We start from the raw sequence: 18,363 nt of genomic DNA, 5'->3' as shown, positions 1-18,363 counted from the left end.
CCTTACTGGGCTGCAAATTCACGCACATCAACAAAGTGGCCAGCAATCGCAGCCGCAGCCGCCATCGCGGGGCTCACCAGATGGGTACGCCCACCAAAGCCCTGTCGACCTTCAAAGTTGCGGTTGGATGTGGATGCGCAGTGTTCACCAGGTTCCAGCTTGTCCGGATTCATCGCCAGACACATGGAACAACCGGGCTCACGCCACTCCAACCCCGCTTCGATAAACACCTTATCCAGCCCTTCCGCTTCGGCCTGAGCCTTGACCAGACCAGAACCCGGCACCACCATCGCCTGTTTGACGCTGGATGCCACCTTGCGACCTTTTACCACCGCCGCTGCTTCGCGAAGATCTTCAATGCGCGAGTTGGTGCAGGAACCGATAAAGACACGATCCAGACTGATGCTCTGGATAGACTGATTAGGCTGCAGCCCCATATATTTAAGCGCACGCTCGATCCCTTCACGTTTGCCAGCATCATCTGCCTGCAGCGGGTCTGGCACCTGGCCACCGACACCCACCACCATTTCAGGTGAGGTACCCCAGGTCACCTGTGGATCGATATCTTCACCCCTGATCACAACCACCTGATCAAAATGGGCATCTTCATCCGATACCAGCGTCTGCCAGTTCGCAACCGCTTGCTCCCATTGCTCAGCTGTTGGCGAATAGGGGCGGCCCTTAACGTAATCAATAGTAATCTGATCAACCGCAACCAAACCCACACGTGCACCGGCTTCAATCGCCATATTACAGATGGTCATGCGACCTTCCATTGACAGGTTGCGGATCACTTCGCCACCAAACTCAATGGCACAACCCGTTCCACCCGCCGTCCCGATCACACCGATCACATGCAGCACAACATCCTTCGCCGTGACGCCGACACCGAGCTTGCCATCGACACGCACCAGCATGTTTTTCATTTTTTTCGTGATCAGGCACTGCGTGGCCAGCACATGTTCGACTTCCGAAGTACCGATACCGTGCGCCAGCGCACCGAAAGCACCATGCGTTGCCGTATGAGAATCACCGCACACGACTGTCATACCCGGAAGAGTCGCACCCTGCTCCGGGCCAACGACATGCACGATCCCCTGACGCAGATCGTTCATCTTGAACTCGACGATGCCAAAGGAGTCACAATTATCGTCCAGCGTCTTCACCTGGATCCGTGAGACAGGGTCGATGATGCCTTCCACTCCGGAAGAGCGGTCCGTAGTCGGCACGTTGTGGTCAGGTGTTGCCAGATTGGTATCCAGACGCCAGGGTTTACGACCCGCAAGACGCAGCCCTTCAAATGCCTGAGGTGATGTCACCTCATGCAAGAGGTGCCGATCAATGTAAATCAGCGCGCTGCCATCTTCATTGGCACGCACGAGATGGGACTCCCATAACTTGTCGTAAAGTGTCTTGCCGGCCATTGCTTCTCTCCCGGGAAACTATTTTTTTCATTAACAGGTGACTTATCCTAGTTCAGCCGCTACCAATACACAAATTCATAATTTTTATTATATTCATTCCAAATTGGAATTCGTGTACCCTACTGACTCAGATCCTATTTTCAGGAGCCTCCAAGCATGGATAGCGCCACGCTGACCGCATTTGTTTCTGTTGCCGACTGCCACTCCTTTTCGGAAGCAGCGAATCGACTTTTTCTGACTCAGTCAGCCATCAGCAAGCGAGTGGCCCAGCTCGAAAGTCAGCTCAGCTGCAGATTGTTTGACCGCATTGGGCGCCATGTGTCACTGACCGAAGCAGGCATACAGCTATTACCCAAGGCGCGTGAGATTCTGCAATCACTTGAAGATGCCCAGCGGCTGGTCAGCAACCTCTCCGGCAGAGTCAGTGGTAAACTATCCGTAGCCGCCAGCCACCATATCAGCCTGCACCGCCTGCCTCCGATACTGAAAGACTATATTCAGCGCTACCCGGAAGTTGAGCTTGATTTGAAGTTTGATGAGTCAGAGCTGGCCTACGAAAGCGTGCTGCGCGGTGATCTGGAGCTGGCACTGATCACCCTGTCCCCTCACCATGATGAGCGGATATGCGCCGAGGTAATCTGGAAGGACAGGCTGCAGTATGTAGTTTCATCACAACACCCTCTGGCCAATAGCGCAGCAATTTCACTGCAGCAACTCAATTGCCACCCTGCCATCCTGCCACGCAGCAGCACTTTTACCCATACGCTGGTGCGCCAACAACTGGCCGAACATGGCCTGGAGCCTCAGACAGGCATGAGCACCAATTATCTGGACACTCTTCGCATGATGGTGCGCATCGGTCTGGGCTGGAGCCTGCTGCCGGAAACCATGATAGACGAGGAACTAGTCTGCCTGGATGTGCAATCAGCTCCGGTCTACCGAGATCTCGGTTTTATTCATCACCGAGATCGTACGCTGTCTAATGCGGCCAGAGAGATGGTCAGCCTGCTGCAACAGCAACGCTGTTCCAATAACCAATAACCAATGACCGATAGTCAACCCGTTCGGGGTATATTAAGATCAACAGATCAGAATCTTTGGAGAGTATTGTGGACAATGACCTGCTTGAGCTGATGCGACGCTGGCTCAATCGTCCAGCCGATGTTGCAGCTGCAACTGATGACCCAGACCGGAAAGCCGATCCAGAAGGTGACGCAGACTGGCAAACCCTGCTGCAAAAACTGCAGTCACAGGGATGGAATCAGTTACCGCAGCAGCAGGCGGAGGTACTCTCATTACTGACTCGACAATCGAGTGAGTTCACACGTTTTGCAGAACAATTGCTGGCCAGTCTCAATGAAAAAAGTGCTGAATTCAGTCTGGCGCCTTTCTTCACACAGTTCCATGACCATATCAGACGCCTGACCAATGAGTGGCTGGTGCAACGCTGGCAGCTACCGGAACAGCTGGGCAGTCTGCTCAGAACTCACAGTTTTCAAGATGACCTGCTGTTTGATAACCCCTTTGTCAATGGTTTGAAAAGTCTGCTGGAAAACCCGGTCGTCGGTACTTCTCACCAACAACAAGCAGCAATGAAAAAGGGTGTTTCATTGTTGCTTGAGTATCAGCATGCGCTGTCTGATTACAGCCAGCATTACAGCCGCATCAATACCGAAGCACTCGAGCAGATGATGCATGAGGTTAACCAGAGCGAAAGCGATGTCAGTACTCTTCACGAGCTGCACCTTCTCTGGGTCAACTGTTATGAATCGGTGTATGCCAAGGCGATCGCTACGGATAAGTATCAGCGTGCTCACGGCCGCATCAGCAATGCCGTGATGCAACTGCGAAAATTCATGCAGGATCAACGTGATGTTCAGTTCGACGCTGTAGGCCTTGCAACGCGACAGGGATTGAATACGGCTCTGGAGCGTCAGCATCAGATGCGCAAGCAGATGAAGCAGGTCAGAAAAGAACTAATCGAACTGGCAGCTCTTCGCGATGAGGTTGTTCAACTCCGCCAAGAGGTACAAGAGCTGCGCAAGGTAAATACACGCCAACCGACCGAGCGGGGTAAAACCTCATGAGCGGACTCAAGCTTGATCCACTCAAGGTGGCAGATGAGCTGACGACGTTTAACCGCCGCCTGATCGACAGCTATATCACACTGAACAAGATTCATGAGATCGACACCGGCCAGACACCCTGCGTCGAGATCTACCGCGAAGACAAGATGAGGCTGAATTACTACGCCCCTATCGGCAAGCCAAGCTGCAAGACACCCCTGCTGATCTGCTATGCCCTGGTCAATCGCCCTTATATGATCGACCTGCAACCGGATCGCTCGCTGCTGCTGAGACTGCTTGAGCTGGGCATACCTGTCTATCTGATCGACTGGGGTTATCCAGACCCAGCGGACCGTTATCTGGATCTGGATGATTACATCAATGGCTATATGGATGCTTGTGTCGAGCAGGTTTGCCATCATGCAGGAAGTGAACAGGTCAACCTGCTCGGTATCTGTCAGGGCGGCACCTTCAGCCTGTGCTATAGCGCACTGCATCCTGAAAAGATTCGCAATCTGATCACGGTCGTAACACCTGTCGACTTTGGCACCGAAGACTTTACCCTGAGCAATCTGTCACGCCATGTTGATGCAGATCTGGCTGTCGATACCTATGGCAATATCCCCGGCGAACTATTGAACGACAGCTATAACTCGCTGATGCCGATGCGACTGAGTATGCAGAAAAATCTCGGCATGCCCCGCCAGTTGGAGAATCGTGAATCTGCGTTGAATTTTCTGCGCATGGAGAAGTGGATCTATGACAGCCCAGATCAGGCGGGTGAAGCGTTCAGGCAATTTATCAAGGATTTCTTTCAGCAGAACCTGCTGATCAAGGGTGAGGTGTGCATCGGAAGCCATCCAGTCAAGCTCCAGGCGATTACGCAGCCATTGCTGAATATCTATGGCTCTCAGGATCACCTTGTTCCCCCCTCGTCATCCAAGGCACTCAAGGGGCTGACACAAAGCGGGGATTATCAGGAACTGGAGGTCAAGGCCGGACATATCGGTCTGTTTGTCAGTGGGTCAGCACAGAAGATCGTGCCCGGCACAGTGGCACAGTGGTTGATAGAACGCGACAGCCCGAAACGCAAAAGAGCACCTCGCCGAAGCTGAATCGTCCGGCGGGATTCTCACGGGGCTTTTTTATAGCGCTTTCACGTAGCGCTTTCACGTAGCGCGACTGCCGCTTACATACCCTTACTTCTGTTTCGTAGCAGGCTCTGCATCGTCCTGCTTGTCGCGCCCTTGCGCCGTAGTACCCGAGGCAGTCTTATCTCCAGCACCATCTTTACCCATGGGTGCAAACATGTTCCACACGGCCAGGTTCTGATCCGCCAGACGATTCATCATCGTCAGTGGGTTCGTAGCGCCGATCATGTTCTGCATCTGATCACGAATTCGATCCTGATGCTCAAGGAAAGCAGCAATACTTTGCTCCAGATACTGACTCATCATCCCCTGCATGCTGTCGCCATAGAAGCGTATCAGCTGTTGCAGTACCTGATTAGTCAGGAGGGTGCCATGACCTTCGGCTTCCTGCTCGCTGATAATCTGCATCAGTATATTTCGGGTCAGATCATTTCCGGTCTTGGAATCCTGAACCTGAAAGGCTTCACCCTTCAACACCAGAACTTTCACATCCTCCAGAGTGACATAGCAGCTACGTGACGTATCATACAAACGGCGGTTGGTGTACTTACGAAGAATCCGCACATCAGACTCCTTAGGCTTTACACTCATCAGAAATTAATCCTTGCTGTCGGATGTGGAGCCTGAGCGACCATACTGGCTCAGCATACCCATCATCATCTTCTGAAAACCTTCCATTGAGCCCAGACCGGTCGCCATGAAAGGCTTGAATAATGTCAGAGGATCGTAGCCCTCTGCACCTGCCTGCATACGTTCACGAATCTGAGTGATCATCTCCTCATGCAGGCCCGTCACGTCCGGCAGCCCCAGACTCTCTCGCAGCTCATCCGGTGTCATCTCTATATCGATCTTGAACTTCATATCGGACCCGCCTGTTGGTTATCCTGCTTTTCTCAAGCATACCTTAAACCAGCTCTATTGTTCCAGTTGCTGCGCTTTTTCCAGATGTATGGGGAGTTATGACAACATGATAGCAACAGGCCCTGTTACGAATCATGGCGCGTCATGTTGCATCATGCCGAGAAAGATCCTCCAGTATCGGGCACTCCGGTTGATCATCACCATGACACCGGCTGATCATCCCTTCCAGCAGCTGTTTCATCATCTCCAGTTCCTGAATCTTATCCTGCAGCTCCTGGATATGATGCTGAGCCACCGCCCTGACATCTGCACTGGTGCGCTCAGGGTTCTGCCACAGTTGCACCAGACGCTCGATCTGAGGTACAGAAAAACCCAGCCGTCTTGCGCGGCGGATAAAGATCAGCGTTTGAACATTATCACCTGAATAGAGGCGATAGCCGTTATCACTTCGCCGCACCTGCTGCAGCAAACCGATGCTTTCATAATAGCGAACCATTTTGGCAGATACGCCGGAAGCGCTGGCCGCCTCTCCGATATTCATCATATTGATTACCTCACTTCTGCCAGGCGCTCTTCAGTCGATGAGCGCGAAATATCTGCAGACATCTGTGCACGAAAACGTCGTAAACGCAGGGCATTAGCCAGCACACAGACACTGGATGCGGCCATCGCCATCGCAGCAAATACCGGCGACAGCAACAGGCCAAAGGCAGGATAAAGCACCCCTGCCGCAACAGGAATCAGACTGGTGTTGTAGGCAAATGCCCAGAACAGATTCTGACGGATATTATTCAACGTTGCATGCGAAAGCCCAATGGCATTCGGAACATTGCGCAGATCGCCCGACATCAGAACCACCTCAGCCGACTCCATCGCAATATCAGTTCCGGTACCGATGGCGATACCGATATCTGCCTGTGCCAGTGCTGGAGCATCATTGATGCCGTCACCGACAAACGCCACGCGCTGCCCGCCCGACTGCAATTCTTTAATCGCGTCGACCTTGCCATCCGGCAACACTTCGGCCACCACATGAGTGATACCCAACGAATCGGCAATTGCCTTTGCAGTGCGTCGGTTATCACCCGTGATCATCACTACATCGAACCCCTGCGCCTGCAAGGCTCGGATAGCCTCCGGTGTACTTTCCTTGATGGGGTCCGCAACAGCCACGATGGCTGCAAGCTCTCCATCTACAGCAGCATACAAGGGGGTTTTCCCCTCACTCGCCAGACGCATAGCCACCTCTTCGAAGGGCTGCGTATCCAATCCCAACTTGTGCATCAGACGATCCGCCCCCACGGCTATACGCTGCCCTGACACATCTGCCAGCACACCAAACCCGGGCTGAGCATCAAAAGCCGACACATTCATCAGTTCCAGACCACGAGCGCGGGCTTCTTCCACAATGGCCTCAGCGATGGGATGTTCGGACGAGGACTCCACGCTGGCTACAGATGCCAGCACCTGCCGCTCATCAAAGCCCGGCAACACCACAAGATCAGTCAGCTCAGGATGTCCCTTGGTCAGGGTGCCGGTCTTATCCAGAGCGATCACTCTGGCATCACGTAAAGACTGCAACGCCTCGCCACGTCGGAACAGAATACCCAGCTCAGCTGCCTTGCCGGTACCCACCATGATGGATGTTGGCGTGGCCAACCCCATCGCACAGGGGCAGGCGATAATCAGAACAGCCACCGCATTGACCAGCGCCAGCGGCAGAGCAGGCTCAGGTCCGAAGATCAACCAGACCAGAAAAGTCACAAGTGCTGCCGCCATAACGGCAGGTACAAAATAAAGAGTCACCTTATCGACCAGCGCCTGAATCGGCAACTTGTCTGACTGCGCCTCCTCCACCATGCGTACGATCTGCGCCAGCAGCGTATCGCGACCTATGCGTGTCGCCTTGAAGGTGAAGCTGCCGGTCTTGTTGATGGTGCCACCGATCACCTCATCGCCCACCTGCTTGGCAACAGGCACCGGCTCACCGGAGATCATCGCTTCATCAACATAGGAGTGACCGTCTACCAGCTCACCATCAACGGCTATCTTTTCGCCCGGCCGGACTCTGATGATATCGCCCAATTGCAGTCGCTCAACCGGAAGTTCAAGCTCCTGATCCTGGCGCACCACTCGGGCCGTTCTGGCCTGCATGCTGAGTAGACGACTGATCGCCTGACTGGTCCTGCCGCGCGCCTTGGCTTCCAGAAAACGCCCCAGCAGGATCAGGGTGATAATAACCGCAGAGGCTTCAAAATAGACATGCACAGCACCCGCAGGCAGCAGCTCAGGGAGGAACGTCGCCACTACCGAATAGCCATAAGCAGCCGTGGTACCGAGCATCACCAGCGAGTTCATATCGGGGGCCGCACGCAGCAATGCGGGCCAGCCTTTGATATAAAACTGCAGCCCCGGACCAAACTGCACCAGACTGGCCAGCACGAATAACAGATAAAACAGATTCTGCTGCCCCATCATCCCATGCAACCAGTGATAGAAAGCCGGGATCAGATGCCCTCCCATGTCCAATATGAAGATCGGCAACGTAAGAGCAGCCGCCAGCAGTGTATTGCGATGCAGTCGCGACTGCTCCTGCTCCTGCCGCTCGGCCGTGTTGTCCTGCTCACGGCTCTCTTCAGTAATCAGGTGCGCTTCGTAACCCGCTTTTTGCACAGCATCCAGCACCGACTGAATATCCAGCTTTCTGTCAGAACTCTTGATATGAGCACGCGCCGTTGCCAGATTCACGTTCACCGCCTCAATTGACGGTACCTTAAGCAGGACCCTTTCAACCCGGCCGACGCAAGATGCACAGGTCATACCCTCTATCGCTATATCCAGATCAGCGCCCTTGTCTCCTGATGAATATTCGGTATTGATGTTCATGCTATATCCCTGAAATATTGACTCATCTGGATGTTATAAACCTTCCCATCATGTCAAGGTCAAGCAATTGGAGCCACTGATTTTTTCCTTGACCTTACCATCATAGGAAGCTTTAGCATGGTACAAGTTCAAATCTGACAGGAGAAACCATCATGCTGGAAGTCAATGTAAGTGGAATGAGTTGCGGGCACTGCGTCAAAGCAATCACTCAAGCCGTTCAGGAGTTGAGCAACGAAGCCGTGGTGGATATCGATCTGAGTAGTGGCAAAGTCAGCATAGCGGGCTTGAGTGATGCAGCCGCCATATCGCATGCGATCGAGGAAGCTGGTTTTGAGGTCACAGGTATCAGCAAGACTGAGCAATAGCTGCTCTAGTCAGAAAGATGCAAGCGCATCTTCCAGGTAGCGCGGTAGTGCAAAAGCACCCTGGTGTAACGCCGGGGTGTAGTAGCGTGTGCTGATATCACTTTGGCTGAATCGCTGCTGCAGCACAGGCAAGGGAAGTAGGCGTAATTCAGCATTATCACTCGCCCAGGCAAATGCCATCACACCACCGATATAGGTTGGTACGGCGGCGCAGTAGAAAGTCTGGTCAGCAAAGTAAGGGCTCAGGCGCCTGCGGGTGGTTTTCAATTCATCCAGCTGCATGAAAGGCACACCATTTTGTGCAACAAAAACACCTCCGGGATTGAGGCAGCGTTTGCAACCAGCATAAAACTCACTGCTGAACAGCACCTCACCCGGCCCGACTGGATCGGTACAGTCGGAGATGATGATATCGAAACGCTCGTTGCACCGAGCCACAAAATCGATACCGTCGGCGATCACAATGCGCGCGCGGAGATCATCAAAAACCCCTTGGGAATGCTCAGGCAGATGCAGACGACACAGATCAATCACCGCCTGATCTATCTCCACTTGCGTCACCTGCTCAACCGATTGATGCCGCAACACTTCACGCAGGATTCCGCCATCGCCACCACCGATGATCAACACACGCTTAGCATCGCCATGAGCGAGCATCGGCACATGCACCATCATTTCATGGTAAATAAACTCATCACGCTCGGTGGTTTGAATAATACCATCGAGCGCCATGACACGACCAAAATGACGATTGCGGAAAATCAGCAGTTGCTGATGTCCGGTATCCATCTCGAACAGCACCTCATCAACCGAGAACTGCTGAGCATAACCGGAATAGAGTTGTTCAACGTACTGAGTCATCACTCTCGACCGATACTGTTCCACGCAGGATCTCACTGACCAGAACCTCTGCCGGAGAGAAGGCCGCTTCCAGAACCGGTAGCGTATTGGCAGGCTCTGCGTCGCCGCACATGAATACATCGAATGCAGCGTAATTACGCTCTGGCCAGGTATGCACACTGATATGAGACTCAGCGAGAACAGCCACACCGGAGATACCACCATTAGGTGTAAAATGGTGCAGATGAATATGCAGCAGTGTCGCCTTGGCTGCCACTACAGCATCTCTGAGCGCATTTTCCATCACTTCCAGATTATCCAGATGCGAAGCACCCTTCAGATCAATAATCAGATGAGTGCCAGCATAACGCTGGCCGTCACGCTCGATGAAAAAATCCAGACGCTGCTCACCTTCATCCTTTTTATAAGCTGGCCAGCGGGCGACCGGGGTGGTCAGGGTTTCTTGAGCTTCGGACATTACGCCAATAGCTTCTTGCATGGTGACTGCTCCAGACAAGCGCGCTGTTGTGTGCGCATCCTAAAGAAAATTCCAACCTGTCAGTAACTGAGATTCGCAAAAAGCTGAATGTCTGCTGAATACTGACCAATTGGGTCGATACAAAATCAGTGACCTTTATACAGTCTTATGTAACAAATACAAGTTATATACTGGTATTCCCTCACAAAATGGCATAAAAAATCACTGATTCGTACTCTCCAAATCCCTTTGAATCAAAACATTACCTTAAAATCGGGAGATCCGATCTGACACCGGCATTCTGCCCTCTGTTTCTGAGCAGATGATCAAGCAACACAATCGCCATCATCGCTTCGGCGATTGGCGTGGCGCGTATGCCAACACAGGGATCGTGCCTGCCTTTGGTGATCAGATCCACAGCTTCACCCTTCGAGTTTATACTGCGACCGGGCAAGCGGATACTAGATGTTGGTTTAAGAGCGATATGCGCTACTATTTCCTGACCGGTTGAAATTCCACCCAGAATGCCTCCGGCATGGTTGGACAGAAAGCCGTCTGGTGTCATCTCATCACGATGTTCCGTCCCCTTCTGGCTAACAGCGGCAAAGCCATCACCTATCTCTACACCTTTGACCGCATTAATGCTCATCAGTGCATGCGCAAGGTCTGCATCCAGGCGATCAAAGACCGGCTCACCGAGTCCGACCGGCACACCAGAGGCCACCACCGAGATACGCGCCCCGACAGAGTTGCCCTCTTTACGCAGCTGATCCATATATTCAGCCATCGCCTCTGCGGCCTGAGCATCCGGTGAGAAGAAAGGGTTGCTGCCCACTTCATCCCAGTTGAAACGGTCCTGATCTATGACAATAGGGCCCAATTGTGACAAAAAGCCGCGTATCTCAACACCCTGAGCAGCCAGCACCTTCTTTGCCAGTGCCCCTGCAGCCACTCGCATGGCAGTTTCACGGGCAGATGAACGTCCACCACCGCGATAATCACGAAAACCATATTTATGGTTGTAGACATAATCCGCATGAGCAGGTCTGAAGCTATCCTGGATATCGGAATAGTCTTTCGAGCGTTGATCCGTATTTTCGATGATCATGCCGATCGGTGTTCCGGTGGTACGGCCCTCGAACACCCCCGACAGTATTTTCACCTCATCCGCTTCACGTCGTTGCGTGGTGTGGCGCGATGTGCCTGGCTTGCGCCGATCCAGATCAACCTGCAGATCGGCTTCGCTGATCTCAATACCCGGTGGGCAACCATCAACAATACATCCGATTGCCGGACCATGACTCTCACCAAAGCTGGTGACCACAAATAGTTTTCCGATGCTGTTACCGGACATAGTTGAATCCTGTTTTCAAACGATACTGACAAGACAGCCAGTCTTAAATTTGTTTTGCATGCTGACGCAGTTCAGCGGCTGTGATGACAAACACGCCATTACCCCCCTGCTCCAGCTCAACCCAGATCAGCGGGATTTGAGGAAACTGTTCCATCATATGTGTTTCACTGTTTCCGACCTCGACCACCAGAAGGCCATCCTCTGTCAGGTAGTCGGCAGCCTCACGCAGAATGCGACGGGTAATATCCAGCCCATCTTCCCCGGATCCCAGCGCAAGCTCAGGCTCATGCCGGTACTCAGCTGGCATGGTCGCGAGGTCATTCGCATCGACATAGGGCGGGTTGCTGATGATCAGATTATACCGCCGACCAGACAGTTCGTTAAACAGATCACTCTGGATCGCCGTTACCCTGTCCTGCAACGCATGCCGGGCTATGTTGATTTCGGCCACTTCAAGAGCATCGGCCGAAATATCAACCAGATCCACTTCCGCTTCCTCGAACACCAGTGCGCTGGCAATACCGATGCAGCCACTACCGGTACAGAGATCCAGAATATGCTCAACCGGCGTATCTGAAAGCCAAGGCGAAAACTCACTGCTGATCAACTCGGCAGTTGGTGAACGAGGTATGATCACTCGCTCATCGACATGAAATGGCAACCCCATGAACCAGGCTTCGCCGGTAATGTAGGGTAAAGGCTTGCGATCCACGACGCGCTGGCGAAGATAGTGTAGTATACGCCGCTTTTCGGTCATGGTCAGTCGCGCATCCAGCAGCTCGCGATGACTGTCCCAGGGCAGATGTACAGCATTGAATACCAGCTGCACGGCTTCATCCCAGGCATTGTCAGTGCCGTGACCGTAAAAAATCTCATGTTCATGGAATGCACTGAGGGCCCAGCGGATATAATCGCGCAGGGTATGTAACTCATCGCAAACGGATGCCTGATCTATCTTCATCAATTGCCTGATAAACTGAAATTAAGTTGCGCCAATCTTAAAGAAATAACACCCTGAATGCCATGATTGATGACCCGGAAGTACCAAGCAACAACGAGGATATCGACTTTGCCAAGGCGGTCGGTGATGTCAAGCCGATCCAACATGATCGCGCCGATCTGACACGCCATCGATCCCGCAAGGAGCTCAACCGCGACCCCAGCCTCAACTACCGGCGTGAAGCCGCAGCGGTCGAGCCGGAGCGGTTCATCGACGGCCTCTCTTCAGAAGCCGCCGAGATCGTGGAGTCGGAAGATGATCTGCTGTTTGCCGTGCCGGGCGTCCAGCTTCGCCAGCTTAAGCGACTGCGCAAGGGCCATATCCCCTGGGAACAAGGCCTGGATCTGCATGGTTACTCAGTTGAAGAAGCACGTGACCAGATCAGTCGTTTTATTCGATCCGCCCGCCGGGATAACGCCAGATGCGTTCTGATCGTTCATGGCAAAGCTTACAGCCAACCTGGTCAACCAGCACGACTGAAGTCGTCAGTCAATGACTGGCTGCGCCAATTGCCCGGCGTGCTGGCCTTCAGCTCAGCACAACCCAAAGATGGCGGCACAGGTGCTGTATACGTGTTGCTGGCTAGTAGCTGATCACCACCAGCACCCGATCCCGCCCCGCCAGCACGGATGGCGCAAGAGCCCCGACGCCATAAGCCTGAAGCCGGTCTGACTGAGCACTACCCTGTAATACCTGATCGCGAATCTGCATTGCCAATGCCTGCGCATCAGCCAGCGACTGCTCAACATCCATGCCGGCCAGATGGACCACTAGCCTCAAATTAAGATCGACATCCGCTTCCAGCAGGTTCTGCAAGGCTCTGATCGCAACTGTGTCCTGCCCAGGCCAGTCGGTCAGCTCGGCATAGCCTCGCTCATACAGTAACTCACTCCACTCCAGCCCCACATCCCCGGCCGCTCCCTCGACTAAGCCGCCCGCTTCCACTGGATCTCTATACACGACATCCAACTGCATGTAGACACGCCCATTCCCTCTGCGAATTGTATAAAGGGCAATATGTGCATCTGGATGACTCGCAGCCAGATAGGACTGGGTTCTGTCAGCACCATAGAGCGTTGCATAACCGAACACATCATTTGCCCAGAGATTGCTGGCGCCACAGTTTCTCGAATTACATTCAAAGAGTATTTCAGCATTGTTCTCAAGTAACTGCTCTCTGATCATGCTGAACCCCTGCTCAGGGGTATATCCACCGAGCAGCTCATAGGTATGACGTGTAAGATTACCGCTCACACGCAGCTCATTCTCCATGCGCACAAGGCCTTGAATACGAGAGATCTGTGATAGTGGAAAAACATAATCTTCCGAATACGCCTCTTTGCGGTCAATCAATGTTGAAAGTGGCACAGGTTTTAACCATTCCGGCAGCGACGCCTGCACGACAGCACCCAGCGGGTTGATAAGCAGCAGGGTTACGGTGATCTGCAGAGCTCTCATGATATATCTTTGCATGCATACTCCTGTTTGCCGGCCAGCGTCATCATGACACGACAGAATGTTGCCTACCCTATTGAAAGATAGAACCTGTTTATACGATCCGCCAGAGATACCACTGGTTCCGGCTCAAGATGAAAATGGTGAGATCCGGGGAACAGGTCACTCTCGATACCTTGTACGCAGGTAGCAAGCGTTTTGGTCAACTCAGGATAGATTCCCTGCTCTGCCAGACACAGGAGTGATGGACATCGAATACGCTCCAGAAAGGCACGGACCTGCTGCTCTGTCAGCCTGACCACGGATGGTAATGTCACACTGGCATCCGTTCGCCAGTGATACCCCTGCTCTGTTTTGATGATGGCACGTCCGACAAGTCGAACTGCAGCCTCTTCCGGCACCGGAAAGCGACCATTGATTCGCGCAGTAACCGCTTCCTGCATTGTGTTGTAGAAACGCGGTGAGCGATGCCGCAGCCGCGTACGCTTGCGCAGTGCATCTGCCATTTTCTCTGGCAACTCCTCGGCACTGTAAACCAGAGGGGCAAGCCCCTCAAGCAACACCAGACTGGACACCCTATCCGGAAAGGTGCCTGCCGCCAGAGAGGAGACTGCAGCGCCCATCGAGTGGCCCAGCAGGTGAATCTGATCAAGCTCCAGCTCATCCGCAATGGTCAACAGATCAGAAACATTATCCCAGATGTAATAGGGCATACTGCTGGGACGATGAGATGTCAGGCCATGCCCCATCATATCCAGGGCAATCAACCTCACGCCCTTGAGGCGCGGTGCCAACTGGTAAAAGGTTTCGGCATTATCCAGCCAGCCGTGCAAAGCCAGCACAGGCTTGCCATCAGCCGGTCCCCAGGCGATCGCAGCCATCTCCTGTCCTTGTACTTCAAACCGCAGCTCGTCCCGCAGCCCTTCAAGTAGTCCTTCAAGTAGCTCTTCCCGCAACATAAAGCATCTCCCTGACTCTGCTCACTCTAGCATAGACAACACAGGTGCAACCGCCATCGGATGGAAAATGATCAATATCAGGCCGGGTAGTGACTGGCCAACAGCTGCCCCAGATTACCAGCTGGCCAGTCTGCCTCGATAACAGCCAGTTGGGCCGTCGCCCAGGATAGCTGTGCATTCGTGCCTTCACAAAGCCAGTTGACCCAACATCCGATCAACGGCTGGTGAGTCACAATCAACAGGGATGAATTGGCTGTATATGCCTCCAGCGCCTGACAGGCCAGAATAGGTGTAGACTCGGGAACCAGAGCATCCAGCGCAACTGACGGTACCTGAAGTCCCTCTGCCAACAGATCTACCGTCTGCACAGCCCTGACATAGGGACTATGCAGCACCTGTGACACGCTGCTCAATAGCTCCGGTATCTGCTCCCGAATACTGATCACCTCCTGCCGACCATTGGGTGACAACTCTCGCCCGGCATCCCCGGATGGCGACCAGGGCATCGCCTCACCATGACGAATCAGCAGCAGCTTCATGCATCGCCCCTCGGCAATACGAACTCGACATCAGAATTCTGAACATTCAGCATCATGCCCTTAACAACAGCCGTGACGGGCGCGCCATTGAACACCACTTCATACAGACCCGAAACCAGCGGCATGTAGATCTCTTTTTCCAGTGCTTTGTCTCGCACCTGATGCAGTGTGTTGACCCCTTCAGCCACCTCACCCAGCTCAGCCACAGCCTGATCCAGCGTTTTACCCGAACCCAGTGCAAAACCAACTCGGAAGTTACGGCTCAGTGGAGAGGTACAGGTCACGATCAGATCACCGACGCCGGCAAGGCCGAGAAAGGTCATGGGGTTGGCGCCCATGGATACCGCAAAACGGCTCATTTCGGCCAGGCTGCGTGTAATCAGCATGCTCTTGGTGTTTTCTCCCATACCAAGCGCCACGCTCAAACCGGCGGCGATAGCATAGATATTCTTCAGCGTACCGCCCAGCTCAACACCATAGGTGTCACTGCTGGCATAGACACGAAAATATGCACTGCCAAGCAGCTCCTGAATCCTGTTGCGAAGTTCAGCATCCGTACTGGCAACCACACTGGCCGTCAACTGGCGCTGCGCGATCTCCTTCGCCAGATTCGGCCCACTGAGTACGCCCACTGCCGATTCAGGGCAGACATCGCTGATGATTTCACTCATCAGACAGAAGGTGCCCGCCTCTATCCCCTTGGTGGTGCTGACCAGCAACTGCTCTGGCTTCAGAAAAGGGGCTGCTTTAAGCATCACGCTGCGAAATGCATTACTCGGCACCGACACGAACACCACTTCAGCGCCAGTGATCGCCTCTTCCAGATCCGCTGTGGCATGCAGCGATGGAGATAACGGATAATCGGGAATATAACGTGTATTGAGACGACTGCTATTCACCTCGGCGGCCCGATCGGCATCGCGCATCCAGAATTGTACCGGCACGCCCTTTTCCGCCATCATATTGGCAATGACCGTACCAAAGCTTCCGCCACCCAGTACAGCGACGGGTTTGCCTGATTTACTCACAACTTTCCACTCCGGACCTGACAGGTTGTTGAAAAACTATCGGCATATTTAATGACGCTACTCCTTATCAAGACTATCCAGAAGCTTATCTATTCCTTTGAAAACAATCATAACCAGAACCAGACTGACTACAGCCAGTGCCAGAAACAGCATCAGCTGCATCGGATCGCTGGTACGCTGATAACCGGCAACCCCCACGACTGCAAAAAATGCACTGATTACAATCGCGAGCAGGTTGCGGATGCGACGGGTATTGTGTCGATCACTCATGACTGATTGGCTGGTTTACTCTCTGGCTCAGCTGCATCTACTGCCTCTACTGCCTCTTCCTTCGCGGCAGGCTCATCTGTACTTGTAGCATCGGTAGCATCGGTAGTGTCGGTAGTGTCGGTAGTGTCGGTAGTGTCGGTAGTGTCGGTAGCCTTAGCCGACTCGGTTGAATCTTCCACTACATCAGCATTGTCCAGCTCTGTTGTGACTGTTTCAGTCACTGGTTTATGCTCGGACTCAACAATCTCTGACTCAAGCTCTGATTCAACTTCTGATTCAACTTCTGATTCAACCTCTGTTTCAAGTTCTGATTCAACGACAGGCATTGTCTGAGGCAGGTCGCTCAACAGCTCAGCATCCGGATGGATACACTCCAGCTTGACGCCGGTTTCCGCTTCGATCTCGGGGATCAGGAAGGAGTCGTTTTCACAGGCGAAACAGATAGAGGTGCCGCTTGCACCAGCACGACCAGTACGACCGATACGGTGTACATAATCATCGGCATCTTCAGGAAGCTGATAGTTGATCACGTGGGTGACACCATCAATATGGATACCTCGGCCAGCGACATCAGTTGCTACCAATACCTGAATCCTGCCGCTACGGAAATCATCCAGAGTTTTAACACGCTTGTGCTGGGGAATTTCGCCCGACATCAGTGATGCCTTGAGGCCATCACGCTGCAGACGTTCGGCAAGCTTGCGTGTTTCACTGCGACGGTTACAGAAGACGATGGCGCGATCAACACCATTAATGTTCAGGTAATTGCGCAGCAGGCGGTATTTATCGGATGCCGCCACCAGAAATACTTTCTGGCTGATATTGTCTGTCGTTGCGCCCACTGACTCCATTTCAAACTGAACCGGATCAACTGTCCACTGGCGGGCCAGATTCATGATCTCGTCAGAGAAGGTCGCGCTGTAAAGCATTGTCTGACGCTCAGGTCCTTTGCGGGGTGTCTGGCGGATGATAGTTCTGACATCAGGGATGAATCCCATGCTGAGCATTCTGTCTGCTTCATCCAGGATCAGCACTTCAACATTATAAAGGTCAACATCTTTGGATCTGACAAAATCGATCAGACGACCGGGAGTCGCCACCAGCAGATCAACTGGACCACTGGCCAGCTCTTTGCGCTGTTTGTCAAAATCCATACCCCCCACCAGCGATACCACTTTGAGATCGCTGTATTTGATCAGCCCTTCTGCATCAGAAGCGATCTGCAGCGCAAGTTCGCGGGTCGGAGCCAGAATCAGAACACGAGGTTCCGCCAGCTTACGTTTACCTTCAATTGGGTAGTCGAGCAGGTCGGTGATCACGCTGATCAGAAACGCAGCGGTCTTGCCTGTACCGGTCTGCGCCTTGGCAATCAGGTCTTTACCTTCCAGCGCCTGCGCCAGAGTGACCGACTGAATCGGCGTGCAGTATTCAAAGCCAAGATCATGGATCGCATGCATCAGTTCATCCGGCAGATTAAGATCCTGAAACCGGGTTTTGTCGTCCACAGCGGGAACGGATATCTCAAGTGGTGACCAGGTTTTCTTCGTATCGCGACGGCTGTCACGACGCTTGCGCCTGGGTTTTCTGTCGTTATTGGTGGTCTCGCCGGTAGTGCCTGCTGCGTTTTCTACAGCATCTGCAGGTTTGTTATCAGCTTCTGAATTCAAAATATTGCCTTCCTGACTTA

At 53.1% G+C, this 18,363-nt stretch carries 19 protein-coding genes and 1 pseudogene; 5 read left to right on the top strand and 15 right to left on the bottom strand.

Annotated elements, in window-relative coordinates; all coding sequences use genetic code 11:
* Positions 1-2: 2 nt before the first annotated feature.
* Complete coding sequence (gene leuC / locus ACK3CJ_RS10015) at positions 3-1,424, bottom strand: 3-isopropylmalate dehydratase large subunit (protein ID WP_409526272.1); 1,422 nt, start codon at positions 1,422-1,424, stop codon at positions 3-5.
* Positions 1,425-1,580: 156 nt separating this feature from the next.
* Here leuC and ACK3CJ_RS10010 point away from each other — a divergent pair, with 156 nt between their 5' ends.
* From ACK3CJ_RS10010 to phaC, 3 genes are all read left to right on the top strand, one after another.
* A complete protein-coding gene (locus ACK3CJ_RS10010) occupies positions 1,581-2,465 on the top strand; it encodes a LysR family transcriptional regulator (RefSeq protein WP_409526271.1) in 885 nt (294 codons plus the stop codon).
* Positions 2,466-2,533: 68 nt separating this feature from the next.
* Positions 2,534-3,511, top strand: coding sequence for a poly(R)-hydroxyalkanoic acid synthase subunit PhaE (locus tag ACK3CJ_RS10005; protein WP_409526270.1), 978 nt, complete (start codon positions 2,534-2,536; stop codon positions 3,509-3,511).
* Positions 3,508-4,605 carry a class III poly(R)-hydroxyalkanoic acid synthase subunit PhaC gene (phaC, locus tag ACK3CJ_RS10000; protein ID WP_409526269.1) on the top strand — a complete coding sequence of 366 codons (1,098 nt, stop codon included), beginning with the start codon at positions 3,508-3,510 and terminating at the stop codon, positions 4,603-4,605. Before ACK3CJ_RS10005 ends, phaC begins: the two co-directional genes overlap by 4 nt.
* An 84-nt stretch (positions 4,606-4,689) precedes the next feature.
* Here the strand turns inward: phaC and phaR are convergent, their stop codons facing one another.
* From phaR to ACK3CJ_RS09980, 4 genes are all read right to left on the bottom strand, one after another.
* Entirely contained in the window at positions 4,690-5,232 is a 543-nt protein-coding gene (gene phaR / locus ACK3CJ_RS09995; protein WP_409526268.1) for a polyhydroxyalkanoate synthesis repressor PhaR, read from the bottom strand.
* Positions 5,233-5,238: 6 nt separating this feature from the next.
* The gene (locus tag ACK3CJ_RS09990; protein ID WP_409526267.1) at positions 5,239-5,502 is read right to left on the bottom strand and encodes a DUF6489 family protein; all 264 of its coding nucleotides are present in this window, start codon (positions 5,500-5,502) and stop codon (positions 5,239-5,241) included.
* A gap of 142 nt (positions 5,503-5,644) precedes the next feature.
* Positions 5,645-6,046 carry a Cu(I)-responsive transcriptional regulator gene (gene cueR / locus ACK3CJ_RS09985; RefSeq protein WP_409526266.1) on the bottom strand — a complete coding sequence of 134 codons (402 nt, stop codon included), beginning with the start codon at positions 6,044-6,046 and terminating at the stop codon, positions 5,645-5,647.
* A 5-nt stretch (positions 6,047-6,051) separates the two neighbouring features.
* Positions 6,052-8,388, bottom strand: coding sequence for a heavy metal translocating P-type ATPase (locus tag ACK3CJ_RS09980; RefSeq protein WP_409526265.1), 2,337 nt, complete (start codon positions 8,386-8,388; stop codon positions 6,052-6,054).
* Between the two features lie 152 nt (positions 8,389-8,540).
* On the opposite strand from ACK3CJ_RS09980, the gene ACK3CJ_RS09975 reads away from it, so the two are divergent.
* Positions 8,541-8,753, top strand: a complete 213-nt coding sequence (locus tag ACK3CJ_RS09975) for a heavy-metal-associated domain-containing protein (RefSeq protein WP_409526264.1) — start codon at positions 8,541-8,543, stop codon at positions 8,751-8,753.
* Between the two features lie 9 nt (positions 8,754-8,762).
* Here ACK3CJ_RS09975 and speE read toward each other — a convergent pair whose 3' ends face one another.
* From speE to prmB, 4 genes are all read right to left on the bottom strand, one after another.
* The gene (speE, locus tag ACK3CJ_RS09970) at positions 8,763-9,614 is read right to left on the bottom strand and encodes a polyamine aminopropyltransferase (protein WP_409526263.1); all 852 of its coding nucleotides are present in this window, start codon (positions 9,612-9,614) and stop codon (positions 8,763-8,765) included.
* The gene (gene speD, locus ACK3CJ_RS09965; protein ID WP_409526262.1) at positions 9,598-10,092 is read right to left on the bottom strand and encodes an adenosylmethionine decarboxylase; all 495 of its coding nucleotides are present in this window, start codon (positions 10,090-10,092) and stop codon (positions 9,598-9,600) included. Before speD ends, speE begins: the two co-directional genes overlap by 17 nt.
* A gap of 241 nt (positions 10,093-10,333) precedes the next feature.
* A complete protein-coding gene (gene aroC / locus ACK3CJ_RS09960) occupies positions 10,334-11,425 on the bottom strand; it encodes a chorismate synthase (RefSeq protein ID WP_409526261.1) in 1,092 nt (363 codons plus the stop codon).
* Between the two features lie 43 nt (positions 11,426-11,468).
* On the bottom strand, positions 11,469-12,386 hold the full coding sequence (gene prmB, locus ACK3CJ_RS09955; protein WP_409526260.1) for a 50S ribosomal protein L3 N(5)-glutamine methyltransferase: 918 nt from the start codon (positions 12,384-12,386) through the stop codon (positions 11,469-11,471).
* A 62-nt stretch (positions 12,387-12,448) separates the two neighbouring features.
* Here prmB and ACK3CJ_RS09950 point away from each other — a divergent pair, with 62 nt between their 5' ends.
* Positions 12,449-13,018, top strand: coding sequence for a Smr/MutS family protein (locus ACK3CJ_RS09950; RefSeq protein WP_409526259.1), 570 nt, complete (start codon positions 12,449-12,451; stop codon positions 13,016-13,018).
* On the opposite strand, the gene ACK3CJ_RS09945 is transcribed toward ACK3CJ_RS09950, so the two are convergent.
* The 6 genes and pseudogenes from ACK3CJ_RS09945 to rhlB form a co-directional block, all read right to left on the bottom strand.
* Positions 13,008-13,898, bottom strand: a complete 891-nt coding sequence (locus ACK3CJ_RS09945; RefSeq protein ID WP_409526258.1) for a DUF4892 domain-containing protein — start codon at positions 13,896-13,898, stop codon at positions 13,008-13,010. The two genes, ACK3CJ_RS09950 and ACK3CJ_RS09945, sit on opposite strands and share 11 nt — an antisense overlap.
* Positions 13,899-13,948: 50 nt before the next feature.
* On the bottom strand, positions 13,949-14,839 hold the full coding sequence (locus ACK3CJ_RS09940) for an alpha/beta fold hydrolase (RefSeq protein ID WP_409526257.1): 891 nt from the start codon (positions 14,837-14,839) through the stop codon (positions 13,949-13,951).
* Between the two features lie 77 nt (positions 14,840-14,916).
* Entirely contained in the window at positions 14,917-15,378 is a 462-nt protein-coding gene (gene sixA / locus ACK3CJ_RS09935; RefSeq protein WP_409526256.1) for a phosphohistidine phosphatase SixA, read from the bottom strand.
* Positions 15,375-16,406, bottom strand: a complete 1,032-nt coding sequence (locus tag ACK3CJ_RS09930) for an NAD(P)H-dependent glycerol-3-phosphate dehydrogenase (RefSeq protein WP_409526255.1) — start codon at positions 16,404-16,406, stop codon at positions 15,375-15,377. Before ACK3CJ_RS09930 ends, sixA begins: the two co-directional genes overlap by 4 nt.
* A 57-nt stretch (positions 16,407-16,463) precedes the next feature.
* The gene (locus ACK3CJ_RS09925) at positions 16,464-16,676 is read right to left on the bottom strand and encodes a hypothetical protein (protein ID WP_409526254.1); all 213 of its coding nucleotides are present in this window, start codon (positions 16,674-16,676) and stop codon (positions 16,464-16,466) included.
* Positions 16,677-17,020: 344 nt separating this feature from the next.
* Positions 17,021-18,346: pseudogene (gene rhlB, locus ACK3CJ_RS09920) on the bottom strand (ATP-dependent RNA helicase RhlB); the annotation flags it as partial.
* Positions 18,347-18,363 lie beyond the last annotated feature (17 nt).

It is taken from the genome of Nitrincola salilacus (assembly GCF_046271865.1).
Classification (GTDB): domain Bacteria; phylum Pseudomonadota; class Gammaproteobacteria; order Pseudomonadales; family Balneatricaceae; genus Nitrincola; species Nitrincola salilacus.
This window is presented reverse-complemented; position numbering and strand designations above follow the sequence as displayed.

What these genes read in the sequence shown, in the direction of transcription:
- leuC (WP_409526272.1), bottom strand. Translation starts at nt 1,424, where the DNA reads ATGGCCGGCAAGACACTTTACGACAAGTTATGGGAGTCCCATCTCGTG.
- ACK3CJ_RS10010 (WP_409526271.1), top strand. Translation starts at nt 1,581, where the DNA reads ATGGATAGCGCCACGCTGACCGCATTTGTTTCTGTTGCCGACTGCCAC.
- phaC (WP_409526269.1), top strand. Translation starts at nt 3,508, where the DNA reads ATGAGCGGACTCAAGCTTGATCCACTCAAGGTGGCAGATGAGCTGACG.
- phaR (WP_409526268.1), bottom strand. Translation starts at nt 5,232, where the DNA reads ATGAGTGTAAAGCCTAAGGAGTCTGATGTGCGGATTCTTCGTAAGTAC.
- ACK3CJ_RS09990 (WP_409526267.1), bottom strand. Translation starts at nt 5,502, where the DNA reads ATGAAGTTCAAGATCGATATAGAGATGACACCGGATGAGCTGCGAGAG.
- cueR (WP_409526266.1), bottom strand. Translation starts at nt 6,046, where the DNA reads ATGATGAATATCGGAGAGGCGGCCAGCGCTTCCGGCGTATCTGCCAAA.
- ACK3CJ_RS09980 (WP_409526265.1), bottom strand. Translation starts at nt 8,388, where the DNA reads ATGAACATCAATACCGAATATTCATCAGGAGACAAGGGCGCTGATCTG.
- ACK3CJ_RS09975 (WP_409526264.1), top strand. Translation starts at nt 8,541, where the DNA reads ATGCTGGAAGTCAATGTAAGTGGAATGAGTTGCGGGCACTGCGTCAAA.
- speE (WP_409526263.1), bottom strand. Translation starts at nt 9,614, where the DNA reads ATGACTCAGTACGTTGAACAACTCTATTCCGGTTATGCTCAGCAGTTC.
- speD (WP_409526262.1), bottom strand. Translation starts at nt 10,092, where the DNA reads ATGCAAGAAGCTATTGGCGTAATGTCCGAAGCTCAAGAAACCCTGACC.
- aroC (WP_409526261.1), bottom strand. Translation starts at nt 11,425, where the DNA reads ATGTCCGGTAACAGCATCGGAAAACTATTTGTGGTCACCAGCTTTGGT.
- prmB (WP_409526260.1), bottom strand. Translation starts at nt 12,386, where the DNA reads ATGAAGATAGATCAGGCATCCGTTTGCGATGAGTTACATACCCTGCGC.
- ACK3CJ_RS09950 (WP_409526259.1), top strand. Translation starts at nt 12,449, where the DNA reads ATGATTGATGACCCGGAAGTACCAAGCAACAACGAGGATATCGACTTT.
- ACK3CJ_RS09945 (WP_409526258.1), bottom strand. Translation starts at nt 13,898, where the DNA reads ATGCAAAGATATATCATGAGAGCTCTGCAGATCACCGTAACCCTGCTG.
- ACK3CJ_RS09940 (WP_409526257.1), bottom strand. Translation starts at nt 14,839, where the DNA reads ATGTTGCGGGAAGAGCTACTTGAAGGACTACTTGAAGGGCTGCGGGAC.
- sixA (WP_409526256.1), bottom strand. Translation starts at nt 15,378, where the DNA reads ATGAAGCTGCTGCTGATTCGTCATGGTGAGGCGATGCCCTGGTCGCCA.
- ACK3CJ_RS09925 (WP_409526254.1), bottom strand. Translation starts at nt 16,676, where the DNA reads ATGAGTGATCGACACAATACCCGTCGCATCCGCAACCTGCTCGCGATT.